This is a genomic window from Pseudomonas asiatica (assembly GCF_009932335.1).
GTDB lineage: Bacteria > Pseudomonadota > Gammaproteobacteria > Pseudomonadales > Pseudomonadaceae > Aquipseudomonas > Aquipseudomonas asiatica.
The window spans coordinates 3,304,015-3,325,994 of sequence record NZ_BLJF01000001.1 but is presented as its reverse complement, the minus strand read 5'-3'; the positions used below and the strand labels follow the sequence as shown (position 1 = coordinate 3,325,994).

The 21,980-nt window shown below is 63.7% G+C and carries 23 protein-coding genes; all 23 read left to right on the top strand.

The window, feature by feature from the left end; genetic code table 11:
- The first annotated feature begins 3 nt into the window (after nucleotides 1-3).
- Nucleotides 4-456, top strand: a complete 453-nt coding sequence (gene fliJ / locus GYA95_RS15470; protein WP_015271216.1) for a flagellar export protein FliJ — start codon at nucleotides 4-6, stop codon at nucleotides 454-456.
- 244 nt (nucleotides 457-700) lie between these two features.
- Nucleotides 701-1,006, top strand: a complete 306-nt coding sequence (locus tag GYA95_RS15465) for an STAS domain-containing protein (RefSeq protein ID WP_015271215.1) — start codon at nucleotides 701-703, stop codon at nucleotides 1,004-1,006.
- 8 nt (nucleotides 1,007-1,014) lie between these two features.
- A complete protein-coding gene (locus GYA95_RS15460) occupies nucleotides 1,015-2,706 on the top strand; it encodes a fused response regulator/phosphatase (protein ID WP_161551428.1) in 1,692 nt (563 codons plus the stop codon).
- A 48-nt stretch (nucleotides 2,707-2,754) separates the two neighbouring features.
- Entirely contained in the window at nucleotides 2,755-3,102 is a 348-nt protein-coding gene (locus GYA95_RS15455; RefSeq protein WP_043935791.1) for an Hpt domain-containing protein, read from the top strand.
- Nucleotides 3,103-3,174: 72 nt separating this feature from the next.
- Nucleotides 3,175-4,437, top strand: a complete 1,263-nt coding sequence (locus GYA95_RS15450; RefSeq protein WP_015271212.1) for a flagellar hook-length control protein FliK — start codon at nucleotides 3,175-3,177, stop codon at nucleotides 4,435-4,437.
- A gap of 186 nt (nucleotides 4,438-4,623) precedes the next feature.
- A complete protein-coding gene (gene fliL, locus GYA95_RS15445; protein ID WP_015271211.1) occupies nucleotides 4,624-5,121 on the top strand; it encodes a flagellar basal body-associated protein FliL in 498 nt (165 codons plus the stop codon).
- Between the two features lie 9 nt (nucleotides 5,122-5,130).
- Nucleotides 5,131-6,099, top strand: coding sequence for a flagellar motor switch protein FliM (fliM, locus tag GYA95_RS15440; RefSeq protein ID WP_013973595.1), 969 nt, complete (start codon nucleotides 5,131-5,133; stop codon nucleotides 6,097-6,099).
- Nucleotides 6,100-6,146: 47 nt separating this feature from the next.
- A complete protein-coding gene (gene fliN, locus GYA95_RS15435) occupies nucleotides 6,147-6,617 on the top strand; it encodes a flagellar motor switch protein FliN (RefSeq protein ID WP_003257291.1) in 471 nt (156 codons plus the stop codon).
- A 12-nt stretch (nucleotides 6,618-6,629) separates the two neighbouring features.
- The gene (fliO, locus tag GYA95_RS15430) at nucleotides 6,630-7,064 is read left to right on the top strand and encodes a flagellar biosynthetic protein FliO (protein WP_043936227.1); all 435 of its coding nucleotides are present in this window, start codon (nucleotides 6,630-6,632) and stop codon (nucleotides 7,062-7,064) included.
- Entirely contained in the window at nucleotides 7,064-7,819 is a 756-nt protein-coding gene (gene fliP, locus GYA95_RS15425; protein WP_003257293.1) for a flagellar type III secretion system pore protein FliP, read from the top strand. Before fliO ends, fliP begins: the two co-directional genes overlap by 1 nt.
- 21 nt (nucleotides 7,820-7,840) lie before the next feature.
- Nucleotides 7,841-8,110: a flagellar biosynthesis protein FliQ gene (fliQ, locus tag GYA95_RS15420; RefSeq protein WP_003257294.1), complete on the top strand. Its 270-nt coding sequence runs from the start codon at nucleotides 7,841-7,843 to the stop codon at nucleotides 8,108-8,110.
- Nucleotides 8,111-8,117: 7 nt separating this feature from the next.
- Complete coding sequence (gene fliR / locus GYA95_RS15415) at nucleotides 8,118-8,894, top strand: flagellar biosynthetic protein FliR (protein WP_015271209.1); 777 nt, start codon at nucleotides 8,118-8,120, stop codon at nucleotides 8,892-8,894.
- A 2-nt stretch (nucleotides 8,895-8,896) separates the two neighbouring features.
- The gene (flhB, locus tag GYA95_RS15410; RefSeq protein WP_015271208.1) at nucleotides 8,897-10,039 is read left to right on the top strand and encodes a flagellar biosynthesis protein FlhB; all 1,143 of its coding nucleotides are present in this window, start codon (nucleotides 8,897-8,899) and stop codon (nucleotides 10,037-10,039) included.
- A 462-nt stretch (nucleotides 10,040-10,501) separates the two neighbouring features.
- On the top strand, nucleotides 10,502-12,631 hold the full coding sequence (gene flhA / locus GYA95_RS15405) for a flagellar biosynthesis protein FlhA (RefSeq protein ID WP_015271207.1): 2,130 nt from the start codon (nucleotides 10,502-10,504) through the stop codon (nucleotides 12,629-12,631).
- Between the two features lie 11 nt (nucleotides 12,632-12,642).
- Nucleotides 12,643-13,950 (top strand): flagellar biosynthesis protein FlhF, encoded by a 1,308-nt coding sequence (gene flhF / locus GYA95_RS15400; RefSeq protein WP_015271206.1) that lies wholly within the window; start codon nucleotides 12,643-12,645, stop codon nucleotides 13,948-13,950.
- 93 nt (nucleotides 13,951-14,043) lie between these two features.
- Nucleotides 14,044-14,877: a flagellar synthesis regulator FleN gene (gene fleN, locus GYA95_RS15395; RefSeq protein WP_003254408.1), complete on the top strand. Its 834-nt coding sequence runs from the start codon at nucleotides 14,044-14,046 to the stop codon at nucleotides 14,875-14,877.
- On the top strand, nucleotides 14,874-15,614 hold the full coding sequence (gene fliA, locus GYA95_RS15390; RefSeq protein ID WP_003257298.1) for an RNA polymerase sigma factor FliA: 741 nt from the start codon (nucleotides 14,874-14,876) through the stop codon (nucleotides 15,612-15,614). The genes fleN and fliA overlap by 4 nt, the downstream gene beginning before the upstream one ends.
- A 103-nt stretch (nucleotides 15,615-15,717) precedes the next feature.
- Nucleotides 15,718-16,092, top strand: coding sequence for a chemotaxis response regulator CheY (locus GYA95_RS15385; protein WP_161551427.1), 375 nt, complete (start codon nucleotides 15,718-15,720; stop codon nucleotides 16,090-16,092).
- A gap of 20 nt (nucleotides 16,093-16,112) precedes the next feature.
- On the top strand, nucleotides 16,113-16,901 hold the full coding sequence (locus GYA95_RS15380) for a protein phosphatase CheZ (RefSeq protein ID WP_015271204.1): 789 nt from the start codon (nucleotides 16,113-16,115) through the stop codon (nucleotides 16,899-16,901).
- Between the two features lie 12 nt (nucleotides 16,902-16,913).
- Nucleotides 16,914-19,154, top strand: a complete 2,241-nt coding sequence (locus GYA95_RS15375; RefSeq protein ID WP_015271203.1) for a chemotaxis protein CheA — start codon at nucleotides 16,914-16,916, stop codon at nucleotides 19,152-19,154.
- 46 nt (nucleotides 19,155-19,200) lie between these two features.
- The gene (locus GYA95_RS15370; protein WP_015271202.1) at nucleotides 19,201-20,328 is read left to right on the top strand and encodes a protein-glutamate methylesterase/protein-glutamine glutaminase; all 1,128 of its coding nucleotides are present in this window, start codon (nucleotides 19,201-19,203) and stop codon (nucleotides 20,326-20,328) included.
- Entirely contained in the window at nucleotides 20,328-21,068 is a 741-nt protein-coding gene (locus GYA95_RS15365; protein ID WP_015271201.1) for a flagellar motor protein, read from the top strand. Before GYA95_RS15370 ends, GYA95_RS15365 begins: the two co-directional genes overlap by 1 nt.
- Nucleotides 21,069-21,071: 3 nt before the next feature.
- On the top strand, nucleotides 21,072-21,929 hold the full coding sequence (gene motD, locus GYA95_RS15360; protein WP_013973579.1) for a flagellar motor protein MotD: 858 nt from the start codon (nucleotides 21,072-21,074) through the stop codon (nucleotides 21,927-21,929).
- Nucleotides 21,930-21,980 lie beyond the last annotated feature (51 nt).

Sequence of the window (21,980 nt, the reverse complement as noted above, 5' to 3'; positions counted from 1 at the left end):
GCCATGGCGCTGCCCGGACGTGCCGCGCGCCTGGCGCCGGTGGTGGACATGGCCGAAGAGGCCGAGCGCCAGGCGGCCCAGCGCCTTGGGCAGTTCCAGCAGCAGGTGGCCGCGGCCCAGGCCAAGCTTGCCGAGCTCGAGCGGTTTCGCGAGGATTACCAGTTGCAGTGGATCAACCGCGGCGGGCAGGGGGTAAACGGTAGCTGGCTGGTCAATTACCAGCGCTTCCTCGGGCAGCTGGAAACGGCCATGACCCAGCAGCGCCAGAGCCTGGTCTGGCACCAGAACAACCTCAACAACGCCCGAGGCACCTGGCAGCAGGCCTATGCCCGGGTGGAAGGCCTGCGCAAGCTGGTACAGCGCTATCTGGAGGAAGCCCGGCGGGCCGAAGACAAGCGCGAGCAGCGCTTGCTTGACGAGCTGTCACAACGCCTGCCGCGGCAGAATCACCTTTAAGCTGCCCATTGGGCTTGCGCGGTACCCTGTAGGAGCGGCCTTGTGTCGCGAAAGGGGCGCGCAGCGGCCCCAGGATTTCAGCTTCGCAGCAAATATCGCCGGGGCCGCTCTGCGGCCCTTTCGCGACACAAGGCCGCTCCTACACTGGGTGCACCGCCTGTGGGAATGGCATGCTTGCCACCCCCGGCATCGCCTGCTAAACCTTTAAGGAGTTGCATCCGCCATCATCGAAGGAATCGCTAGCATGGCAGTCGAGACGGATTTTTCGCAGGACGGGAAAAAGCTGACAATAAAGATCAAGGGGCGCTTCGATTTCGGCAAGCACCAGGAATTTCGCGACGCCTACGAACGCCAGCCCAACCGGCCAGATTCGGTGGTCGTCGACCTGAAGGACACTACCTACCTCGACAGTTCCGCGCTCGGCATGCTGCTGTTGCTACGTGACCATGCGGGCGGCGATGAGTCGGATGTGCGTGTGGTGCATGCCAGCTCCGACGTGCGCAAGATCCTCGCCATCTCCAATTTCGAAAAGCTCTTCGATATCAGTTGAGCGCCGACATGCCGGCCGAACAGGCGTTGACCGTGCTGGTGGCTGAAGACGGTGCCGCCGACCTCCTGCTGCTGGCGCAGATCGTGCGCCGTCAAGGTCATCAGGTACTTACCGCGGAAAACGGCGAGCAGGCGGTGGCGTTGTTCGTCGAGCGGCGCCCGCAACTGGTGCTGCTGGATGCGCTGATGCCGGTGATGGACGGCTTCGAGGCGGCGCGGCAGATCAAGGCCCTGGCCGGCGAAGCGCTGGTGCCGATCATTTTCCTGACTTCATTGAACGAGGAGGAAGGCCTGGTGCGCTGCCTGGAGGCAGGGGGCGACGACTTCATGGCCAAGCCCTACAGTGCGGTGATTCTCGGCGCCAAGATCCGCGCCATGGACCGCCTGCGCCGGCTGCAGGCCACCGTGATGGAGCAGCGTGACCAGATTGCCCGGCACCACCACCACCTGCTCAACGAGCAGCGGGTTGCCAAGGCGGTGTTCGACAAGGTGGCCCATTCCGGCTGCCTTGCCGCGCCCAACATCCGCTACCTGCAATCGCCGTATGCGCTGTTCAATGGCGACCTGATGCTGGCCGCGTTCACTCCGTCCGGTGACATGCGAGTGCTTCTCGGCGATTTTACCGGCCACGGCCTGCCAGCGGCGGTAGGGGCGATGCCGCTGGCTGAAGTGTTCTACGGCATGACTGCCAAGGGCTACGGCATGGCGCAGGTCCTGCGCGAGATGAACGCCAAGCTCAAGCGCATCCTGCCGGTGGACATGTTCTGTTGTGCGCTGCTGCTCAACCTGAGCATGCAGCGCGGTTCGGTGGAGGTGTGGAATGGCGGCATGCCTGATGGCTATCGCCTGGCAGTAGATGGCCAGGTGCTGTCGGCGCTGGGTTCGCGGCACCTGCCGCTGGGCATCCTGAACGCCGAGCGTTTCGATGACAGTACCGAAGTGTTGCCGATGGCGCCGGGTGAACGCCTGCTGCTGCTGTCGGACGGCGTGCTCGACACGGCCGACGACCAGGAGCGCCTGTTCGGTGTGCAGCGCCTGCACAGGGTGCTGGCCGACAACCGTGACCCGGCGCGGCTGTTCGACGAAGTGATGCAGGCTCTGGAGCGCTTTGGCGGGCGCCCGCGCGATGACATCAGTCTGTGCGACATTCGTATGTTCAGTGCCGAGGAGCGGGTGCCGGCGCCGATGATCTACTCTGATAGCGGTCGTTCCAGCCCGCTGGACTGGTCGCTGGGGTTCGAAGTGCGGGGCGAGAGCCTCAAGCGCTTCAACCCGGTGCCGTATCTGGTGCAGTTTTTGCAAGAGATTCACGGCCTGCGTGCGCGCACCGGCAACCTGCACAGTGTGCTCAGCGAGCTGTATTCAAACGCCCTGGAGCATGGCGTGCTGGGTCTGGACTCGCAGCTCAAGCGCGATAGACAAGGCTTTGCCGACTATTATCAGGAACGCGCCCGGCGCCTTGGGGTGCTGACCGACGGTTACGTGCGCATCGATTTCAAGGTTGAACCGCATGCCGACGGCGGGCGTCTGATGATCGAGGTCCGTGACAGTGGTGCCGGGTTCGATGTGCAGCGCGTGCTGTCGCGGCCCACGCTGGAGCAGGGGCTGAGTGGGCGTGGCCTGAATTTGGTAAGGCGGCTGGCCAGCAGCGCTTGCTGGAGTGAGGGCGGGCGTTGCGCGCATGTGGAGTTCGTCTGGTGAGCCACGGGTTGGCTCGGGCATAATCTGGCTTGATCAAGGAGTGAACAAGTGACTGACATGCATATTGACCATAAGGTACTCAGCGACCTGCGTGAGGTCATGGAAGATGGCTACCTGCAGTTGGTGCAAACCTTTCTTGACGACTCCGAACGGCGCCTGGGCCAGCTGCATGCGGCCAAAAGTGCCGAAGAGCTCGGTTCTGCGGCCCACAGTTTCAAGGGCAGCAGCAGCAACATGGGCGCGATTGCATTGGCCAGCCTGTGTCAGCAACTGGAGGAGCGCGCGCGGCGGCCTCCGCTGTATGGCATCGAGGACCTGATCAACCGCATCGACCTGGAGTTCGTCGAGGTGCAGCGCTTCTACCGAGGTGAGCAGCAACGCATTTCGGCGGGTTGATACACGACTTGGCGCGAGTCTTGCCTGTCTCTGGCTGGATGATTTTTTTGTTTCTGGCGCGGAGACCGCTCGATGCCTGTCGCACCCAACCCATTGTTGCAAGGCAACGCCATTGCCAACACCTCGCGTTCTGCCGCCGCACAGGCCGACAAGCCGCTGCAGGCGCCGGGCGACAAGGGCGACGGCTTTGGCCAGGTGATGGCCCGGCAGGGCCGCGACAAGGCCGCGGGGCAGGACGACAAGGTCGCTCAGGCCAAGCCCAAGGACAAGCTTGAAGCGGCACAGGGCGGCAAGAAAGGCGCTGCCGACAAACCCGCGGTTGCCGATGACGGCAAACAATTGCCAGCCGACGACCAGACCCAGGCCGACACCGGCTTGCGCGATGCCAGCCTGGTGGCCGGCCAGGTAACCGACGCCCAGCCTGGCGCTCAGCTGATCCAGGCGCAGGCCGAGGCGGTGGCGCCGGTGTTGCAGGCCGCCGCAGCGCAGGTCACCGCCGAGCTGCCCGAGGAGCCGGCCGCCGAGGAAGCCTTCGATCCCGACGCCGACCCTCTGGCCAACCTGCCGACCTTGCGCCTGGCGCTGGAGCAAAGTGCCCAGGCCAAGGGGGCGACCTCGGCACATGCCCTGGATCCTTCGCAGGCTCAGGGCGAGGAGGGTCAGGCCGCCGTCAATACCTTGGCGAATCTGGTCGAGAATGCCGAGGGTGAAACGGGCGAGCCTGGCGACAAGGCCTTTGCTGCCTTGCTCGAAGATGGTCTGAAGGACACCAAGGGCGCTGGCAGCGATACGCGCATCGACGATTTCGCCAACCGCCTGGCCAGCCTGACCCAGGCCGCGACGGCCAAGACCGCCAATGCCGTGCCGGCCAACGCCAGCCCGTTGCGCCAACCGCTGCCGATGAACCAGAACGCTTGGGCCGAGGGCCTGGTCAACCGGGTCATGTACCTGTCCAGCCAGAACCTCAAGTCGGCGGATATCCAGCTGGAGCCAGCGGAACTGGGCCGTCTGGACATTCGCGTCAATGTTGCGACGGACCAGTCGACCCAGGTCACCTTCATCAGCGGCCACGCCGGCGTGCGTGACGCCCTCGACAGCCAGGTGCACCGGCTGCGCGAGCTGTTCGCCCAGCAGGGGCTGGCACAGCCGGATGTCAACGTGGCCGACCAGTCGCGCGGGCAGCAGCAACAGCAGCAGGGGCAGGCGCAGGGCAGCAACCTGTCCGGGGTGGCGGCGCGCCGGGCCGAGCAGGGCGGGGCAGAGGCAGTCGATAGCGCCCGGCCTGTGGAGCAGCAGGTGGTTGTTGGCGACAGTGCGGTCGATTATTACGCCTGATGTTTCTTTTTTCCGAACCGACCTCTTCGCAGCACAAGGCTGCTCCTACAAAGGAATGCGTTCCCTGTAGGAGCAGCCTTGTGCTGCGAAGAGGTCGGTTCAGGCATTCCAGTTCCATTCTGGCATAACACTTGCTCAAGCCAAGCCATCCTCCCTTGAACCCCCGATGGACGACGGATTATTGGCATGGCGAAGAGCGAAGCAGTCAAAGACCCCGCCACTAAAGGCAAACTCAAGCTGATCCTGCTGGCAGTAGTGGGCCTGTTGCTGGCGATCGGCCTTTCGGTGGGCGCTACCTGGTTCATCATGCACAAGAGCGAGCCAGCCCCAGCCGCCGACCCTGCAGCCAGCAACGTCAAGCCAGCGGCCATCTACGAAGCATTGGCCCCGGCCTTCGTGGTCAACTTCAACCAGAACGGTCGCCAGCGCTACATGCAGGTGAGCATCACCCTGCAAGCGCGCAACCAGGCCGACCTGGATGCGCTCAAGGTGCACATGCCGGTCATCCGCAACAACCTGGTGATGATGTTCTCCGGGCAAGGCTTCGACACCCTGGCCGGTAGCCCGGTGGGACAGGAAATGCTGCGCCAGAAGGCCACTGCAGTGGTCCAGGAAGTGGCGCAGAAGGAAGTCGGCAAGCCGGTCGTCGACCAGTTGCTGTTCACCAATTTCGTATTGCAGTAGGAGTCCGCAATGGCCGTACAGGACCTGCTGTCCCAGGATGAAATCGATGCCCTGTTGCATGGCGTCGACGACGGGCTGGTGCAGACCGAGAGTGCATCCGAGCCTGGCAGCATCAAAAGCTACGACCTGACCAGTCAGGACCGTATCGTGCGGGGTCGCATGCCGACCCTGGAAATGATCAACGAGCGCTTCGCCCGTTACACCCGTATCAGCATGTTCAACCTGCTGCGCCGCTCCGCCGACGTGGCGGTGGGTGGCGTGCAGGTGATGAAGTTCGGTGAATACGTGCACTCGCTGTACGTGCCGACCAGCCTCAACCTGGTCAAGATCAAGCCGCTGCGCGGCACTTCGCTGTTCATCCTCGATGCCAAGCTGGTGTTCAAGCTGGTGGACAACTTCTTCGGCGGCGATGGCCGCCATGCCAAGATCGAAGGCCGCGAGTTCACCCCCACTGAATTGCGCGTGGTGCGCATGGTGCTGGACCAGTGCTTCGTCGACCTCAAGGAAGCCTGGCAGGCAATCATGCCGGTCACCTTCGAGTACATGAACTCCGAGGTCAACCCGGCCATGGCCAACATCGTCGGCCCCAGCGAGGCGGTGGTGGTGTCCACCTTCCACATCGAGCTGGACGGCGGTGGCGGCGACCTGCACGTGACCATGCCGTACTCGATGATCGAGCCGGTGCGGGAAATGCTCGACGCCGGTTTCCAGTCCGACCTGGACGACCAGGACGAGCGCTGGGTCAAGGCCCTGCGCGAGGACGTGCTGGACGTGGCCGTGCCGCTGACCGCCACCGTAGCCCGGCGCCAGCTGAAGCTGCGCGACATCCTGCATATGCAGCCTGGCGACGTGATCCCGGTGGAGCTGCCCGAGCACCTGGTGCTGCGTGCCAACGGCGTGCCGTCGTTCAAGGCGCGCCTGGGTTCGCACAAGGGCAACCTGGCGCTGCAGATCATCGACCCGATCGAACGCCGCTGACGGCGTGCCGGTCGCACATAACGAATTGAATGCCTGTCGAGGAAACCATGGCTAACGAAAACGAGATCACCTCCGCAGAGGACCAGGCACTGGCCGATGAATGGGCTGCGGCACTGGAAGAAACCGGTGCAGCCGGCCAGGCCGATATCGATGCACTGCTGGGTGGTGACACCGGAAGCAGCACCGGCGGCGCGGGCCGCCTGCCGATGGAGGAGTTCGCCAGCTCGCCGAAGCCGAACGAAAACGTCAGCCTCGAAGGCCCTAACCTGGACGTGATCCTGGATATCCCGGTGAACATTTCCATGGAAGTGGGCAGCACCGAGATCAACATCCGCAACCTGCTGCAGCTCAACCAGGGCTCGGTGATCGAGCTCGACCGCCTGGCCGGCGAACCGCTTGACGTGCTGGTCAACGGCACGCTGATCGCCCATGGCGAGGTGGTGGTGGTCAACGAGAAGTTCGGCATCCGCCTGACCGACGTGATCAGCCCCAGCGAACGTATCAAGAAGCTGCGCTGAGTGAAGGGCACGATGCGCGCCATCGCGGCGGCTGCCGCGCTGCTCGCCAGCCAGGCTTGCCTGGCAGCGGCCACGCCGGCGGCAACCCCGGCAACCGCGCCTGGCAGCCTGGGTGGGCAGCTGGCGCAGATGGTCTTCGGCCTGCTGCTGGTGGTCGGCCTGATCTTCTTCCTGGCCTGGTTGCTGCGGCGCATGCAAAGCACGGCGGTAAAGGGCGGGCAGGTGATCGAGATCGTCGGCAGCCGGGCCATCGGCCCGCGTGATCGGCTGCTGCTGGTGCAAGTGGGCAAGGAGCAGATCCTGATTGGCCATACCCCTGGCAGCATCGAGGCCCTGCATGTGCTGGCCGAACCCGTGGAAGTGCCTGAAAACGCCCGCCAGGCGACGCCGGAGTTTGCCCAGCGGCTGATGGAGCTGATGGGCAAGGACCCTAAGGACAAGAAGTGATGAGTGGCGCGCTGCGTGTGTTGTTGACTCTGGCGCTGCTGCTGGCTGCGCCGCTGGCCCTGGGTGCCGACCCGCTGTCGATCCCGGCCATTACCCTGTCCAATACCGCGGACGGGCAGCAGGAGTATTCGGTCAGCCTGCAGATCCTGCTGATCATGACAGCGCTCAGCTTCATCCCGGCGTTCGTCATCCTGATGACCAGCTTCACCCGCATCATCATCGTGTTCTCGATCCTGCGTCAGGCCCTGGGCCTGCAGCAGACGCCGTCGAACCAGCTGCTGACCGGCATGGCGCTGTTCCTGACCATGTTCATCATGGCGCCGGTGTTCGACCGGGTGAACCAGGACGCCCTGCAGCCGTACTTGAAGGAGCAGATGACCGCCCAGCAGGCCATCGACAAGGCCCAAGGGCCGCTCAAGGACTTCATGCTGGCACAAACCCGGCAAAGCGACCTCGACCTGTTCATGCGCCTGTCCAAGCGTACCGACATCGCCGGCCCGGACCAGGTGCCGCTGACGATCCTGGTGCCGGCGTTCGTGACATCCGAGCTGAAGACCGCGTTCCAGATCGGTTTCATGATCTTCATCCCGTTCCTGATCATCGACATGGTGGTAGCCAGCGTGCTGATGGCCATGGGCATGATGATGCTGTCGCCGCTGATCATCTCGCTGCCGTTCAAGATCATGCTGTTCGTGCTGGTCGATGGCTGGGCGCTGATCATGGGTACCCTGGCCAGCAGTTTCGGCGGCGTCTGACGCCGTCAAGGAGAGCCGCCGATGACACCTGAAGTCGCTGTCGACCTGTTCCGTGATGCCTTGTGGCTGACCACCCTGATGGTCGCCATACTGGTGGTGCCCAGCCTGCTGGTGGGCCTGGTGGTGGCCATGTTCCAGGCCGCCACCCAGATCAACGAACAGACCTTGAGTTTCCTGCCGCGCCTGCTTGTAATGCTGGTCACGCTGATCATCGCCGGGCCGTGGCTGGTGCAGAAGTTCATGGAGTACTTCACCAGTCTCTATACCAACATTCCTCAGCTGATCGGTTGACGCGCCGATGCTGGAGCTGACCGACACGCAGATCGGCACCTGGGTCGCGACCTTCATCCTGCCGTTGTTCCGGGTGACGGCGGTGCTGATGACCATGCCGATCTTCGGCACCCGTATGCTGCCGGCGCGGGTGCGCCTGTACGTGGCAGTGGCCATCACGGTGGTGATCGTCCCGGCCCTGCCGCCCTTGCCCGAGTTCGACCCGTTGAGCCTGCGCGGCCTGCTGCTGTGTGCCGAGCAGGTCATCGTCGGGGCGTTGTTCGGGTTGTCGTTGCAGTTGCTGTTCCAGGCTTTCGTGATCGCAGGCCAGATCGTCGCGGTGCAGATGGGTATGGCCTTCGCATCGATGGTCGACCCGGCCAACGGCGTCAACGTCGCGGTGATCAGCCAGTTCATGACCATGCTGGTGAGTGTGCTGTTCCTGCTGATGAACGGCCATCTGGTGGCGTTCGAGGTACTGACCGAAAGCTTCACCACCTTGCCGGTAGGCAACGCGCTGGTGGTCAATCAGTTCTGGGAGCTGGCGGGGCGCCTGGGTTGGGTGTTCGGTGCCGGCCTGCTGCTGATCCTGCCGGCTATCGCCGCGCTGCTGGTGGTGAACATCGCTTTTGGCGTAATGACGCGTGCCGCGCCGCAGTTGAACATTTTCTCCATCGGTTTTCCGCTGACCCTGGTCATGGGCATGTTCATTTTCTGGGTCGGCCTGGCCGACATACTTTCCCATTACCAGGCATTGGCCAGCGAAGCGCTGCAATGGCTGCGTGATCTGGCAAGGGCGCGCTGAGCATGGCGGAAAGCGAAAGCGGTCAGGACAAGACAGAAGAACCCACCGACAAGCGCAAGCGCGATGCCCGCGAGAAAGGCGAGATCGCGCGTTCCAAGGAGCTGAACACGGTGGCGGTGACCTTGGCCGGCGCCGGTGGCCTGCTGGCGTTCGGCGGCCACCTGGCCGAGACACTGCTGGCGATCATGCGCATGAACTTCAGCCTGACCCGCGACTTCATCGTCGATGAACGTGCCATGGGTGCCTTCCTGCTGGCCTCGGGCAAGATGGCCATCTGGGCGGTGCAGCCGATCTTGATCCTGTTGTTCGTGATTTCCTTCGTCGCGCCGATAGTCCTGGGCGGTTTCCTGTTCTCCGGTAGCCTGCTGCAGCCGAAATTCAGCCGCATGAATCCCCTGTCGGGGATCAAGCGCATGTTCTCGATGAACGCCTTGACCGAGCTATTGAAGGCGCTCGCCAAGTTTTTCGTGATCCTGGTCGTGGCGGTGGTGGTGCTGGTCAACGACCGCCAGGCGCTGCTTGCGATCGCCAATGAGCCGTTGGAGCAGGCGATCATCCATAGCCTGCAGGTGGTGGGCTGGAGCGCGTTGTGGATGTCGGCCGGGCTGCTGTTGATTGCGGCGGCGGACGTGCCGTTCCAGCTGTGGCAGACGCACAACAAGCTGAAGATGACCAAGCAGGAAATCAAGGACGAATACAAGGACAGCGAAGGCAAGCCCGAGGTCAAGCAGCGTATCCGCCAGCTTCAGCGTGAGGCTTCGCAGCGGCGCATGATGGCGGCTGTCCCCGAAGCCGACGTGATCATCACCAACCCGACGCATTATGCGGTGGCCTTGCAATACGACCCTGAGAAAGGCGGGGCAGCGCCGTTGCTGCTGGCCAAGGGGACGGATTTCATTGCCCTTAAGATTCGCGAGATTGGGGTGGAGCACAAGGTCCAGATCCTCGAATCGCCGGCGTTGGCGCGGGCGATCTACTACTCCACCGAGCTCGAGCAGGAAATCCCTGCCGGGCTTTACCTGGCGGTGGCGCAGGTGCTGGCCTATGTGTTCCAGATCCGCCAGTACAGGGCTGGCAAGGGCAAGCGGCCAGAGCCGCTGAAGGACGACCTGCCGATTCCGCCGGACCTGCGTCGCGATAGTTGACCGGTGTTCGCCATGCCATTTCAGCGCCTGTGAAATCGAGCGCCGCCCACGCGGCGCTTCGCGGGGCAAGCCCGCTCCCACATTTGTTGCAACGTGCCAAACCTGTCAGGCCATGGTTGCCTGCCTTGGTGGGATGACTGGATTTCTGAGTTGGCATTGCTGCTGCATCACCTATCTCAAGCCCTGCACCCCGGCTGACAACACCTCTCCCACAGGCATGGCCACGTTGCAACAAATGTGGGAGCGGGCTTGTCCCGCGAAGCGCCGCGCGGGCGGCGCTCGATTTCATAGGCGCAGAAAGCGTCAAGGCGAACACCCGCGAAGCGCCGCGCGGGCGGCGCTCGATCTCGCAGGCGATAAAACCCTCAGGGTGAACACCATCGAGCAAAGTTGGAAAGCTTCTTGCAATGCCAGCGCCAGGCGCCCCCTGTGCGTCAAAGTTTTGCATCAAGAGGACTCGCGGTGGATCGCACTCAGTTAATCAGCAACGCCCGTAACAACCTGGCCGGGCTCGGTCGGGGCAACCTGGGTGTGCCGCTGTTGCTGCTGGTGATGTTGGCAATGATGATGTTGCCGATACCGCCGTTCCTGCTCGATGTGTTCTTCACTTTCAACATCGCCCTGTCGATCGTGGTCCTGCTGGTCTGCGTCTACGCCCTGCGCCCGCTCGACTTCGCCGCGTTCCCCACCATCCTGCTGGTGGCCACGCTGTTGCGCCTGGCCCTGAACGTGGCCTCCACCCGGGTTGTGATGCTGCATGGCCAGGAGGGGCACGGCGCCGCCGGCAAGGTGATCCAGGCCTTCGGCGAGGTGGTGATCGGCGGTAACTACGTGGTCGGTGCCGTGGTGTTCGCCATCCTCATGATCATCAACTTCGTGGTGGTGACCAAGGGTGCCGGGCGTATCTCGGAAGTGAGCGCGCGTTTCACCCTCGACGCCATGCCCGGCAAGCAGATGGCCATCGACGCCGACCTCAACGCCGGCCTGATCGACCAGGCCCAGGCCAAGCACCGTCGTGCCGAAGTGGCGCAGGAGGCGGAGTTCTACGGTTCGATGGACGGTGCCAGCAAGTTCGTCCGCGGTGACGCCATCGCCGGCCTGCTGATCCTGTTCATCAACCTGATCGGCGGCATGCTGATCGGCATGCTGCAGCACGGCATGAGCTTTGGCGATGCCGGCAAGGTGTACGCCTTGCTGACCATCGGTGACGGTTTGGTGGCGCAATTGCCATCACTGCTGCTGTCGACCGCTGCCGCGATCATGGTTACCCGCGCCTCGGGCTCCGAGGACATGGGCAAGCTGATCAACCGGCAGATGTTCGATTCGCCCAAGGCCCTGGCGGTGTCCGGCGCGCTGATGATCGTTATGGGCCTGGTGCCGGGCATGCCGCACGTGGCCTTCCTCAGCCTTGGCCTGCTGGCCGGGGGTGGCGCGTACCTGGTGTGGAAGAAACAGCAGAAGGCCAAAGCGCAGGCGCTGCAGGAAGCGCAGCGCCAGCAGGACCTGCTGCCATCGCCACAACGCGCGCTGGAAACCAAGGAGCTGGGCTGGGACGACGTCACACCGATCGACATGATTGGCCTGGAGGTCGGCTACCGGCTGATCCCGCTGGTCGATCGCAACCAGGGTGGCCAGTTGCTGGCGCGGATCAAGGGTGTGCGCAAGAAGCTGTCGCAAGACCTGGGCTTCCTCATGCCCACCGTGCACATCCGCGACAACCTTGACCTGCAGCCCAGCGCCTATCGCCTGACCCTGATGGGGGTGATCCTGGCCGAAGCCGAGATCTACCCGGATCGCGAACTGGCAATCAACCCGGGGCAGGTGTTCGGTACCCTCAACGGCATTGCCGCGCGTGACCCGGCGTTTGGCCTTGAAGCCGTGTGGATCGATGTCGGCCAGCGCTCCCAGGCGCAGTCGCTGGGCTACACCGTGGTCGACGCCAGTACCGTGGTGGCCACCCACCTGAACCAGATTCTGCAGAAGCACTGCCACGAGCTGATCGGCCATGAAGAGGTCCAGCAACTGCTGCAGGTGTTGGCCAAGGCATCGCCTAAACTTGCAGAAGAGCTGGTGCCGGGTGTCATTTCGTTGTCGGGCCTGCTCAAGGTGCTGCAGGCGCTGTTATCGGAACAGGTACCCGTACGCGATATCCGCAGTATCGCCGAGGCGATCGCGAACAACGCCGGCAAGAGTCAAGATACCGCCGCGCTGGTGGCGGCGGTGCGCGTCGGATTGTGTCGCGCCATCGTGCAAAGCATTGTCGGCGTTGAGTCGGAGCTGCCAGTGATTACCCTGGAGCCAAGGTTGGAACAGATTTTGCTCAATAGTCTGCAAAGGGCCGGGCAAGGTCAGGAAGACGGTGTTCTTCTGGAGCCGAGCATGGCCGAGAAGCTGCAGCGTTCGCTGATCGAGGCGGCCCAGCGCCAGGAAATGCAGGGCCAGCCGGCCATCCTCCTGGTCGCCGGCCCGATCCGCGCCATGCTGTCGCGTTTCGGCCGCCTGGCTGTACCGAATTTGCATGTTCTGGCGTATCAGGAAATACCGGACAACAAGCAAGTCACCATCATTGCCACCGTGGGCCCTAACGGCTGAGGTAGGGGATAATGCAAGTTAAGCGATTTTTCGCCGCCGATATGCGTCAGGCCATGAAACTGGTCCGTGATGAGCTGGGCGCCGATGCCGCCATCATCGGCAACCGTCGCATCGCCGGCGGTGTCGAGCTGACGGCCGCGCTGGACTACAAGCTGTCCGCCCTGGCCCCCCGTGTGCCCAACGCCGAACTGGAAGAAGAGCTGCGCAAGACCCATACGCGCATCGCCACTGCCCAGGCCGAGCTGGGCCACCGCCAGGATAGCAGCGACAACAACCGCCAATTGTTCGCCGGGCAGTCGCTGACCGCCGCCGAGCCGTTGATCGAACCGCATGTCGATGTTCCCGAGGCTGCTGCAGCGCCTGCGTCGGCGCCGGTCGACCCGCGCCTGTTCGATGCCATGCGCTCCGAGCTGTCGGGCCTGCGCGAGCTGCTGGAAGTGCAGCTCGGCTCGCTGGCCTGGAACCAGCTGCAAGGCAGCAAGCCGCAGCAGGCCACCGTCTGGCGCCGGCTGCAGCGTATCGGCCTGTCCGGGCCGATCGCCCGTGAGCTGCTGGACCTGACTGCCGAGATCGACGAGCCACGCCAGGCCTGGCGCATGTTGCTTGCGCATCTGGCGCGGATGATCGAAATCCCCGAGGTCGAGCCGATCGAAGAGGGTGGGGTGATTGCCATGGTCGGCCCGGCCGGCATGGGCAAGACCACCACCCTGGCCAAGCTGGCCGCCCGCTACGTGCTCAAGTACGGCGCGCAGAACCTGGCGCTGGTGAGCATGGACAGCTTCCGCATTGGCGCCCAGGAGCAGCTCAAGACCCTGGGCCGCATCCTCAACGTGCCGGTGACCTACGTCGACCCGGGCCAGTCGCTTGCTGCGGCGCTGGAGCCGCTGCTGCGCAAGCGCGTGGTGCTGATCGATACCGCCGGCCTGCAGGCCAGCGACCCGGCCCTGCGCATGCAACTGGATACCCTGGCCGGGCGTGGCATTGCCGCGAAGAACTACCTGGTGCTGGCCACCACCAGCCAGAAGCAGGTGCTGACCGCCGCCTACCACAGCTACAAGCGCTGCGGCCTGGCCGGTTGCATCCTGACCAAACTCGATGAAACGGCGAGCCTTGGCGATGTGCTGAGCCTTGCCATCAGTCATGAACTGCCAGTGGCCTACCTGACCGACGGGCCGCGCATTCCTGACGACCTGCACCTGCCTCGGGGGCACCAGTTGGTCTCCCGCGCGGTCAATGTGCAGCAGCAGGACGAGCCCAGCGAAGAGGCCATGGCCGATATGTTCGCTGATCTCTATCACAACCCACGGCGAGCGGGTTGATGATGAAATGTGTGCAAGGTAGCTATGCCAAGGGGTACGCAGAATTGCCCTACGTGTGGCCTGAGTCCCAGCGAGACAAGGTAAAGAACAGACATGGGTAGCATGCATCCCGTACAGGTGATCGCCGTGACCGGTGGCAAAGGTGGCGTCGGCAAGACTAACGTTTCAGTGAACCTGTCCCTGGCGCTGGCCGAGCTTGGCCGCAGGGTCATGCTGCTCGACGCCGACCTGGGCCTGGCCAATGTCGACGTGCTGCTGGGCCTTACCCCCAAGCGGACCCTGGCCGATGTCATCGAAGGGCGCTGCGAGCTGCGCGACGTGATGTTGCAGGGCCCCGGTGGTGTGCGCATCGTGCCGGCTGCCTCGGGCACGCAGAGCATGGTTCACCTGGCCCCGGCCCAGCATGCCGGGCTGATCCAGGCGTTCAGCGAAATCGGCGACAACCTCGACGTGCTGGTGATCGACACTGCGGCCGGTATCGGTGATTCGGTGGTCAGCTTCGTCCGCGCCGCCCAGGAAGTGCTGCTGGTGGTATGCGATGAACCCACCTCGATCACCGATGCCTACGCCCTGATCAAGCTGCTCAATCGCGACTACGGCATGAACCGTTTCCGCGTGCTGGCCAACATGGCGCAGAGCCCGCAGGAAGGCCGTAACCTGTTCGCCAAGCTGACCAAGGTCACCGACCGTTTCCTCGACGTTGCCCTGCAGTATGTGGGCGCTGTGCCGTATGACGAGTGTGTGCGCAAGGCGGTGCAGAAGCAGCGTGCCGTGTACGAAGCCTTCCCACGCTCCAAATGCGCGCTGGCCTTCAAGGCGATAGCCCAGAAGGTCGACAGCTGGCCGCTGCCGGCCAACCCGCGTGGCCATCTGGAGTTCTTTGTCGAGCGTCTGGTGCAACCCACCAGCGCGGGTCCAGTGCTATGAACGCCAGCGGTTTCAAGATGTACAGCCGAGCGTCGAAAGACGCCCAGTACGAGCTGATCGAACGCTACGCCCCGCTGGTCAAGCGCATCGCCTACCACCTGCTGGCGCGGCTGCCGGCCAACGTGCAGGTCGAGGACCTGATCCAGGCCGGCATGATCGGCCTGCTGGAAGTGGCCAACAAGTACGACGCCAGCAAGGGCGCCAGCTTTGAAACCTACGCCGGCATCCGCATCCGCGGGGCCATGCTGGACGAAGTGCGCAAGGGCGACTGGGCACCGCGTTCGGTGCACCGCAACACCCGCATGGTCAGCGACGCGATGCGTGCGGTTGAAGCCAGAACCGGCCGTGACGCTAAAGATCATGAAGTTGCTGCCGAACTCCAATTGAGTCTCGATGATTACTACGGGATCTTGAACGATACCCTGGGCAGCCGCCTGTTCAGCTTCGACGACCTGTTGCAGGACGGCGAGCACGAAGGGCTGCATGAGGATGGCGCCAGTGGCCAGGTAGAACCTGCGCGCGGCCTGGAGGACGAGCGCTTCCAGGCCGCCCTGACCGAGGCCATCTCCAACCTGCCGGAGCGTGAGCGCCTGGTGCTGGCGCTGTACTACGACGAAGAGCTGAACCTCAAGGAAATCGGTGAGGTGCTGGGGGTCAGCGAGTCGCGGGTCAGCCAGTTGCACAGCCAGTGTGCCGCGCGCCTGCGCAGCCGCCTGGGGGAATGGCGGGCGCGTTGAGCCCGCTGTCGTTGCAGTCGTTTTCTACGTTGTACCGAATTGTGAATGCGCGCTCGGGGCCGAGCGCGTTTGAGACTGCTTGGAGGTCTACTTGAACAAAGACATGAAAATCCTCATCGTTGACGACTTTTCGACGATGCGGCGGATCATCAAGAACCTGTTGCGTGACCTGGGCTTCACCAACACCGAAGAAGCCGATGACGGCACCACGGCGCTGCCGATGCTGGAGAACGGCCACTACGACTTCCTGGTGACCGACTGGAACATGCCTGGCATGTCCGGCATCGACCTGCTGCGCAAGGTGCGTGCCCACGATCGCCTGAAAACCATGCCGGTGCTGATGGTGACCGCCGAAGCCAAGCGCGACCAGATCATCGAAGCGGCCCAGGCCGGCGTCAATGGCTACGTGGTCAAGCCGTTCACCGCCCAGGTGCTCAAAGAAAAGATCGAGAAGATCTTCGAACGCGTCAACGGCTGAGTCACGTCAGGGGGCGCGCCATGGATTCATCACAAACGTCTTTGGGCGAGTTCGAATCGACCCTGAAGAAGCATGCCCAGGAGCTGGTCGAAAGCCTGGAGCGGGGCCGTTTCGGCGAGGCGGTGCAGCTGATTCACGAGCTGAACCAGACCCGCGACCGCGGCCTGTACCAGGAAGTCGGCAAGCTGACCCGCGAGCTGCACAGTGCCATTGTCAGTTTCCAGATCGACCCGACCATGCCGCAGGCCGAGGAGGTGTCGCAGATAACCGACGCCACCGAGCGCCTGTCGTATGTCGTCAGGCTCACCGAGGGCGCGGCCAATCGCACCATGGACCTGGTCGAGGAAAGCACCCCGGTGCTCAACGACCTGGCCAGCGAGGCCCAGGCACTGAGCACCGACTGGCAGCGTTTCATGCGCCGCGAAGTGGCTGCGCCGGAGTTCCGTGACCTGGTCAAGCGCGTCGACAGTTTCCTGACGCACAGCGCCGAAGGTAACCGCAAGGTCGCCGGCCACCTCAACGACATTCTGCTGGCCCAGGACTATCAGGACCTGACCGGCCAGGTGATCAAGCGCGTCACCACGTTGGTCACCGAGGTGGAAAGCAACCTGCTCAAACTGGTGCTGATGGCCAGCCAGGTCGACCGCTTTGCGGGCATCCAGCATGACCACGATCAACTGCGTGCAGAAAAAGATCGAGAAAAACATCCGACTCGGGGTGAAGGTCCGCAGATTCATGCCGATAAGCGTGAAGACGTCGTGTCCGGTCAGGACGATGTCGATGATCTGCTGTCCAGCCTGGGTTTTTAAGGAGCACGTTTGATGAGCTTCGGCGCCGATGAAGAAATCCTCCAGGATTTCCTGGTAGAAGCCGGCGAAATTCTTGAGCAACTGTCCGAGCAACTGGTCGAGCTGGAAAGCCGGCCCGACGATGCCGACCTGCTCAATGCGATCTTTCGCGGTTTCCACACTGTAAAAGGGGGCGCCGGCTTCCTTCAGCTGAACGAGCTGGTGGAGTGCTGCCATATCGCCGAGAACGTGTTCGACGTCCTGCGCAAAGGTGAGCGCCGGGTCGACGCGGAACTGATGGATGTGGTGCTCGAGGCACTGGACACGGTCAACAGCATGTTTGGCCAGGTGCGCGAGCGCGCCGAAGTGACCCCGGCTACCCCCGAGCTTTTGGCGGCGCTGTCGCGCCTGGCCGAGCCGGGGGGCGCCGTGGCCGTTGAAGCGCCTGCCGCCGCGGCACCGGCACCGGTTGCCGAAGCGCCTGCCGAGGAGCAGGACATCACCGACAGCGAGTTCGAACAGCTGCTCGATTCGCTCGATGCGGTCAAGGCGCAAGCTGCGGCCGACGAGCAGATGCAGGGCGAGACCGTGAGCGGTGAAGGTGACGAAATCACCGACGCCGAGTTCGAGTCGCTGCTCGACCAGTTGCACGGCAAAGGCCAGTTCAGCGCCGAAGTTGCCGCGCAGCCGGTTGCCGGCGCGCCGGAACCGGCCAGCGACGAAATTACCGACGCCGAATTCGAATCGCTGCTGGACCAGTTGCATGGCAAGGGCACCTTCCAGGCCGATGCCTTGCCCGCTGCCAAGGCGCTGGCGCCTGCTGCAACTGACACCAGTGCAGCCAGCGATGAAATCAGCGAGCACGAGTTCGAGGCGCTGCTGGACCAGTTGCACGGCAAAGGCAAGTTCGGCGGCGACGTGGCCGCCGTCGAAGCCCCGGCTGCAACCAAGGTGCAAGCGCCAGCAGCGGCCAAGGCCGACAGCCCGCCTGTGGCCAAGCCAGCAGCAGCTGCTGCTCCGGCACCGGCGCCGGCGCCTGCCAGCAAACCTGCCGCAGCACCCCGCGCCCCGGCCCCGGCCGCCGACAAGCATGGCGCCAGCGAAGCGGAAACCACCGTGCGGGTCGATACCGCGCGCCTGGACGAGATCATGAACATGGTCGGCGAACTGGTCCTGGTGCGTAACCGTCTGGTGCGCCTGGGCCTTAACAGCGGTGACGAGGCCATGTCCAAGGCCGTGTCCAACCTCGACGTGGTCACCGCCGACCTGCAGACCGCGGTGATGAAAACCCGCATGCAGCCGATCAAGAAAGTCTTCGGCCGCTTCCCGCGCCTGGTGCGTGACCTGGCCCGCCAGCTCAAGAAAGAAATCAACCTGGAGCTGGTCGGCGAAGAGACCGACCTCGACAAGAATCTGGTCGAGGCCCTGGCCGACCCGTTGGTGCACCTGGTGCGCAACGCTGTCGACCATGGCGTGGAAATGCCCGAAGAGCGTGAAGCCTCCGGCAAGGCGCGCACCGGCCGCGTAGTGCTGTCGGCCGAGCAGGAAGGCGACCACATCCTGCTGTCGATCTCCGACGACGGCAAGGGCATGGACCCCAACATCCTGCGCGCCAAGGCCGTGGAAAAGGGCCTGATGGACAAGGATGCCGCCGATCGCCTGAGCGAGTCGGACTGCTACAACCTGATCTTCGCCCCGGGCTTCTCGACCAAGACCGAGATTTCCGACGTGTCCGGCCGCGGTGTGGGCATGGACGTGGTGAAGACCAAGATCTCCCAGCTCAACGGCTCGATCAACATCTTCTCGGCCAAGGGCCAGGGCTCGAAGATCGTCATCAAGGTGCCGCTGACCCTGGCGATCATGCCCACCCTGATGGTGATGCTGGGCAACCAGGCGTTTGCCTTCCCGCTGGTCAACGTCAACGAGATCTTCCACCTCGACCTGTCGCGCACCAATGTGGTCGACGGCCAGGAAGTGGTGATCGTACGCGACAAGGCGCTGCCGCTGTTCTACCTCAAGCGCTGGCTGGTCCAGGGCCAGGTGCACGAAGAGCAGCACGAGGGCCACGTGGTGATCCTGTCGGTCGGCACCCAGCGCATCGGCTTTGTCGTCGATCAACTGGTTGGCCAGGAAGAAGTGGTAATCAAGCCGCTGGGCAAGATGCTGCAGGGCACCCCGGGCATGTCCGGGGCCACCATCACCGGCGACGGTCGCATCGCGTTGATTCTCGACGTCCCGAGCATGCTCAAGCGTTACGCCGCGCGGCGTATTTGATTTCGGTGGCGCACCCTGGCGGGTTGCGCCGCCTAATGGAGTGTTTATGGCAGTCAAGGTCCTGGTGGTGGATGATTCCGGTTTCTTCCGCCGCCGCGTCTCGGAAATCCTCTCGGCGGATCCGACGATCCAGGTAGTGGGTACCGCGACCAACGGCAAGGAAGCAATCGACCAGGCGCTGGCGCTGAAGCCCGATGTCATCACCATGGACTACGAAATGCCCATGATGGACGGCATCACCGCGGTGCGGCACATCATGCAGCGCTGCCCGACGCCGGTGTTGATGTTCTCGTCGCTGACCCATGAAGGCGCCCGTGTCACCCTCGATGCGCTGGATGCCGGTGCGGTGGATTACCTGCCGAAGAACTTCGAGGACATCTCGCGCAACCCCGACAAGGTCAAGCAACTGCTGTGCGAGAAGGTGCATACCATTTCCCGCAGCAACCGCCGTTTTGGCAGCTACGCCAGCCATGCGCCGGTTGCCGCACCCGTACCCGCGCCGGCAGGCAGCGGTCACGCTGCTGCCAGCAGTTTCGCCAGCCCGGCAGCGGTGCGCACGCCTGCGCCTGCCCGTGCAGCGGCCCCAGCGCATTCGCCGGCACCCAAGCGCAAGCCATACAAACTGGTGGCCATCGGTACCTCCACGGGCGGCCCGGTCGCCCTGCAGCGGGTGCTGACCCAGCTGCCGGCCAACTTCCCGGCGCCGATCGTACTGATCCAGCACATGCCGGCGGCATTCACCAAGGCCTTTGCCGAGCGCCTGGACAAGCTGTGCCGCATCAGCGTCAAGGAAGCCGAAGACGGCGACATGCTGCGCCCGGGCCTGGCCCTGCTGGCCCCAGGTGGCAAGCAGATGATGATCGACGGCCGTGGCACGGTGAAGATCCTGCCCGGTGACGAGCGCCTGAACTACAAGCCGTGCGTGGACATCACCTTCGGCTCGGCGGCCAAGTCGTATGGCGACAAGGTGCTGTCGGTGGTGCTTACCGGCATGGGCGCCGATGGCCGTGAAGGTGCGCGCCTGCTCAAGCAGGGCGGCAGTACGGTGTGGGCCCAGGATGAAGCCAGCTGCGTGATCTATGGCATGCCCATGGCTATCGTCAAGGCCAACCTGGCCGACGCGGTGTACAGCCTGGACGAAATCGGCAAGCACCTGGTGGAGGCGTGCGTCTGATGGACGTGCTCAGCCTGATCGGCCTGATCCTCGCCTTTGTTGCCATCGTCGGTGGCAATTTCCTCGAAGGCGGCCATGTCGGTGCCCTGATCAATGGCCCGGCGGCACTGATCGTGCTGGGCGGCACCCTGGCGGCGGCCTTGCTGCAGTCGCCGCTGTCGTCGTTCAAGCGTGCCTTGCAGATTTTGCGCTGGATCCTGTTTCCGCCACGGGTCGACCTGGCGGGCGGGGTAGACCGCGTCGTCAACTGGAGCCTGACCGCGCGCAAGGAAGGCCTGCTGGGCCTGGAAGGGGTGGCCGACAGCGAGCCAGACCCTTATGCGCGCAAGGGCCTGCAACTGCTGGTGGATGGTGCCGAGCCGGAGGCCATCCGCAGCATCCTCGAAGTCGACTTCCTGACCCAGGAAAGCCGTGATATCCAGGCCGCCAAGGTGTTCGAGAGCATGGGCGGCTACGCGCCGACCATCGGCATCATCGGTGCGGTGATGGGCCTGATTCACGTGATGGGCAACCTGGCCGACCCGTCGCAGTTGGGCAACGGCATTGCCGTGGCCTTCGTCGCGACCATCTACGGGGTGGCCAGCGCCAACCTGGTGCTGCTGCCGGTCGCCAACAAGCTCAAGGCCATCGTCATGCGCCAGTCGCGCTACCGCGAGATGCTGCTAGAGGGCCTGCTGTCGATTGCCGAGGGTGAGAACCCGCGCTCGATCGAGCTGAAGCTGCAAGGCTTCATGGAGTAACCCATGCGTCGCCGTCGTCATACCGAGGAGCACGAAAACCACGAACGCTGGCTGGTGTCGTACGCCGACTTCATTACCCTGCTGTTCGCCTTTTTCGTGGTGATGTACTCGATTTCCTCGATCAACGAGGGCAAGTACAAGGTCATTTCCCAGGCCTTGCTCGGGGTGTTCAACGACCCCGAGCGCAGCATGAAGCCGATCCCCATCGGTGAAGAGCGGCCGCTGAGCGTGCGCCCGGCCGAGCCGTTGGTGAAGGACAGCGAGCAGACCGATGCGGGCCTTGGGGCGACCAGTATCGACCCACTGAAAACCATCAGCGATGACGTGCGCGATGCCTTTGGCGACCTGATCAAAAGCGACCAGATGACTGTGCGCGGCAATGAGCTGTGGATCGAGATCGAGCTCAATTCCTCGTTGCTGTTCGGCAGTGGCGATGCCATGCCCAGCGACAAGGCATTTGCGATCATCGAGAAGGTGGCCGGCATTCTCAAGCCGTTCGCCAACCCGGTGCACGTCGAAGGCTTTACCGACAACCTGCCAATCCGCACTGCGCAGTACCCGACCAACTGGGAGCTGTCTTCGGCTCGGGCGGCAAGCATCGTGCGCCTGCTGGCCATGGAGGGGGTCAACCCGGCACGCATGGCCTCGGTCGGCTATGGCGAGTACCAGCCGGTTGCCAGCAACGACACTGCCGAAGGCCGTGCGCGCAATCGCCGCGTGGTGCTGGTGATTTCGCGCAACCTCGAAGTGCGCCGCAGCCTGACTGGCTCGGGCAGTGCCAATGCCACGCCGGATGCTGCATTGCGTCGGGCTGGCACACAAAGTGCACCGGCAACGCCAGCAACGGTGGCGGGGCAGTGATTCGTCAATTCCCCGACGCTGCCAAGTAGTTGAATGTAGCGCGGTCCTCTG

Bases quoted from the DNA above. Each gene is read 5' to 3' on its own strand.
- fliR (WP_015271209.1), top strand. From the start codon at position 8,118: ATGCTGGAGCTGACCGACACGCAGATCGGCACCTGGGTCGCGACCTTC.
- fliO (WP_043936227.1), top strand. From the start codon at position 6,630: ATGCGCGCCATCGCGGCGGCTGCCGCGCTGCTCGCCAGCCAGGCTTGC.
- fliP (WP_003257293.1), top strand. From the start codon at position 7,064: ATGAGTGGCGCGCTGCGTGTGTTGTTGACTCTGGCGCTGCTGCTGGCT.
- GYA95_RS15365 (WP_015271201.1), top strand. From the start codon at position 20,328: ATGGACGTGCTCAGCCTGATCGGCCTGATCCTCGCCTTTGTTGCCATC.
- GYA95_RS15385 (WP_161551427.1), top strand. From the start codon at position 15,718: ATGAAAATCCTCATCGTTGACGACTTTTCGACGATGCGGCGGATCATC.
- motD (WP_013973579.1), top strand. From the start codon at position 21,072: ATGCGTCGCCGTCGTCATACCGAGGAGCACGAAAACCACGAACGCTGG.
- GYA95_RS15380 (WP_015271204.1), top strand. From the start codon at position 16,113: ATGGATTCATCACAAACGTCTTTGGGCGAGTTCGAATCGACCCTGAAG.
- fliN (WP_003257291.1), top strand. From the start codon at position 6,147: ATGGCTAACGAAAACGAGATCACCTCCGCAGAGGACCAGGCACTGGCC.
- GYA95_RS15465 (WP_015271215.1), top strand. From the start codon at position 701: ATGGCAGTCGAGACGGATTTTTCGCAGGACGGGAAAAAGCTGACAATA.
- GYA95_RS15450 (WP_015271212.1), top strand. From the start codon at position 3,175: ATGCCTGTCGCACCCAACCCATTGTTGCAAGGCAACGCCATTGCCAAC.
- GYA95_RS15370 (WP_015271202.1), top strand. From the start codon at position 19,201: ATGGCAGTCAAGGTCCTGGTGGTGGATGATTCCGGTTTCTTCCGCCGC.
- fliL (WP_015271211.1), top strand. From the start codon at position 4,624: ATGGCGAAGAGCGAAGCAGTCAAAGACCCCGCCACTAAAGGCAAACTC.
- fleN (WP_003254408.1), top strand. From the start codon at position 14,044: ATGGGTAGCATGCATCCCGTACAGGTGATCGCCGTGACCGGTGGCAAA.
- flhF (WP_015271206.1), top strand. From the start codon at position 12,643: ATGCAAGTTAAGCGATTTTTCGCCGCCGATATGCGTCAGGCCATGAAA.
- fliJ (WP_015271216.1), top strand. From the start codon at position 4: ATGGCGCTGCCCGGACGTGCCGCGCGCCTGGCGCCGGTGGTGGACATG.
- flhB (WP_015271208.1), top strand. From the start codon at position 8,897: ATGGCGGAAAGCGAAAGCGGTCAGGACAAGACAGAAGAACCCACCGAC.
- GYA95_RS15375 (WP_015271203.1), top strand. From the start codon at position 16,914: ATGAGCTTCGGCGCCGATGAAGAAATCCTCCAGGATTTCCTGGTAGAA.
- GYA95_RS15460 (WP_161551428.1), top strand. From the start codon at position 1,015: ATGCCGGCCGAACAGGCGTTGACCGTGCTGGTGGCTGAAGACGGTGCC.
- fliA (WP_003257298.1), top strand. From the start codon at position 14,874: ATGAACGCCAGCGGTTTCAAGATGTACAGCCGAGCGTCGAAAGACGCC.
- fliM (WP_013973595.1), top strand. From the start codon at position 5,131: ATGGCCGTACAGGACCTGCTGTCCCAGGATGAAATCGATGCCCTGTTG.
- fliQ (WP_003257294.1), top strand. From the start codon at position 7,841: ATGACACCTGAAGTCGCTGTCGACCTGTTCCGTGATGCCTTGTGGCTG.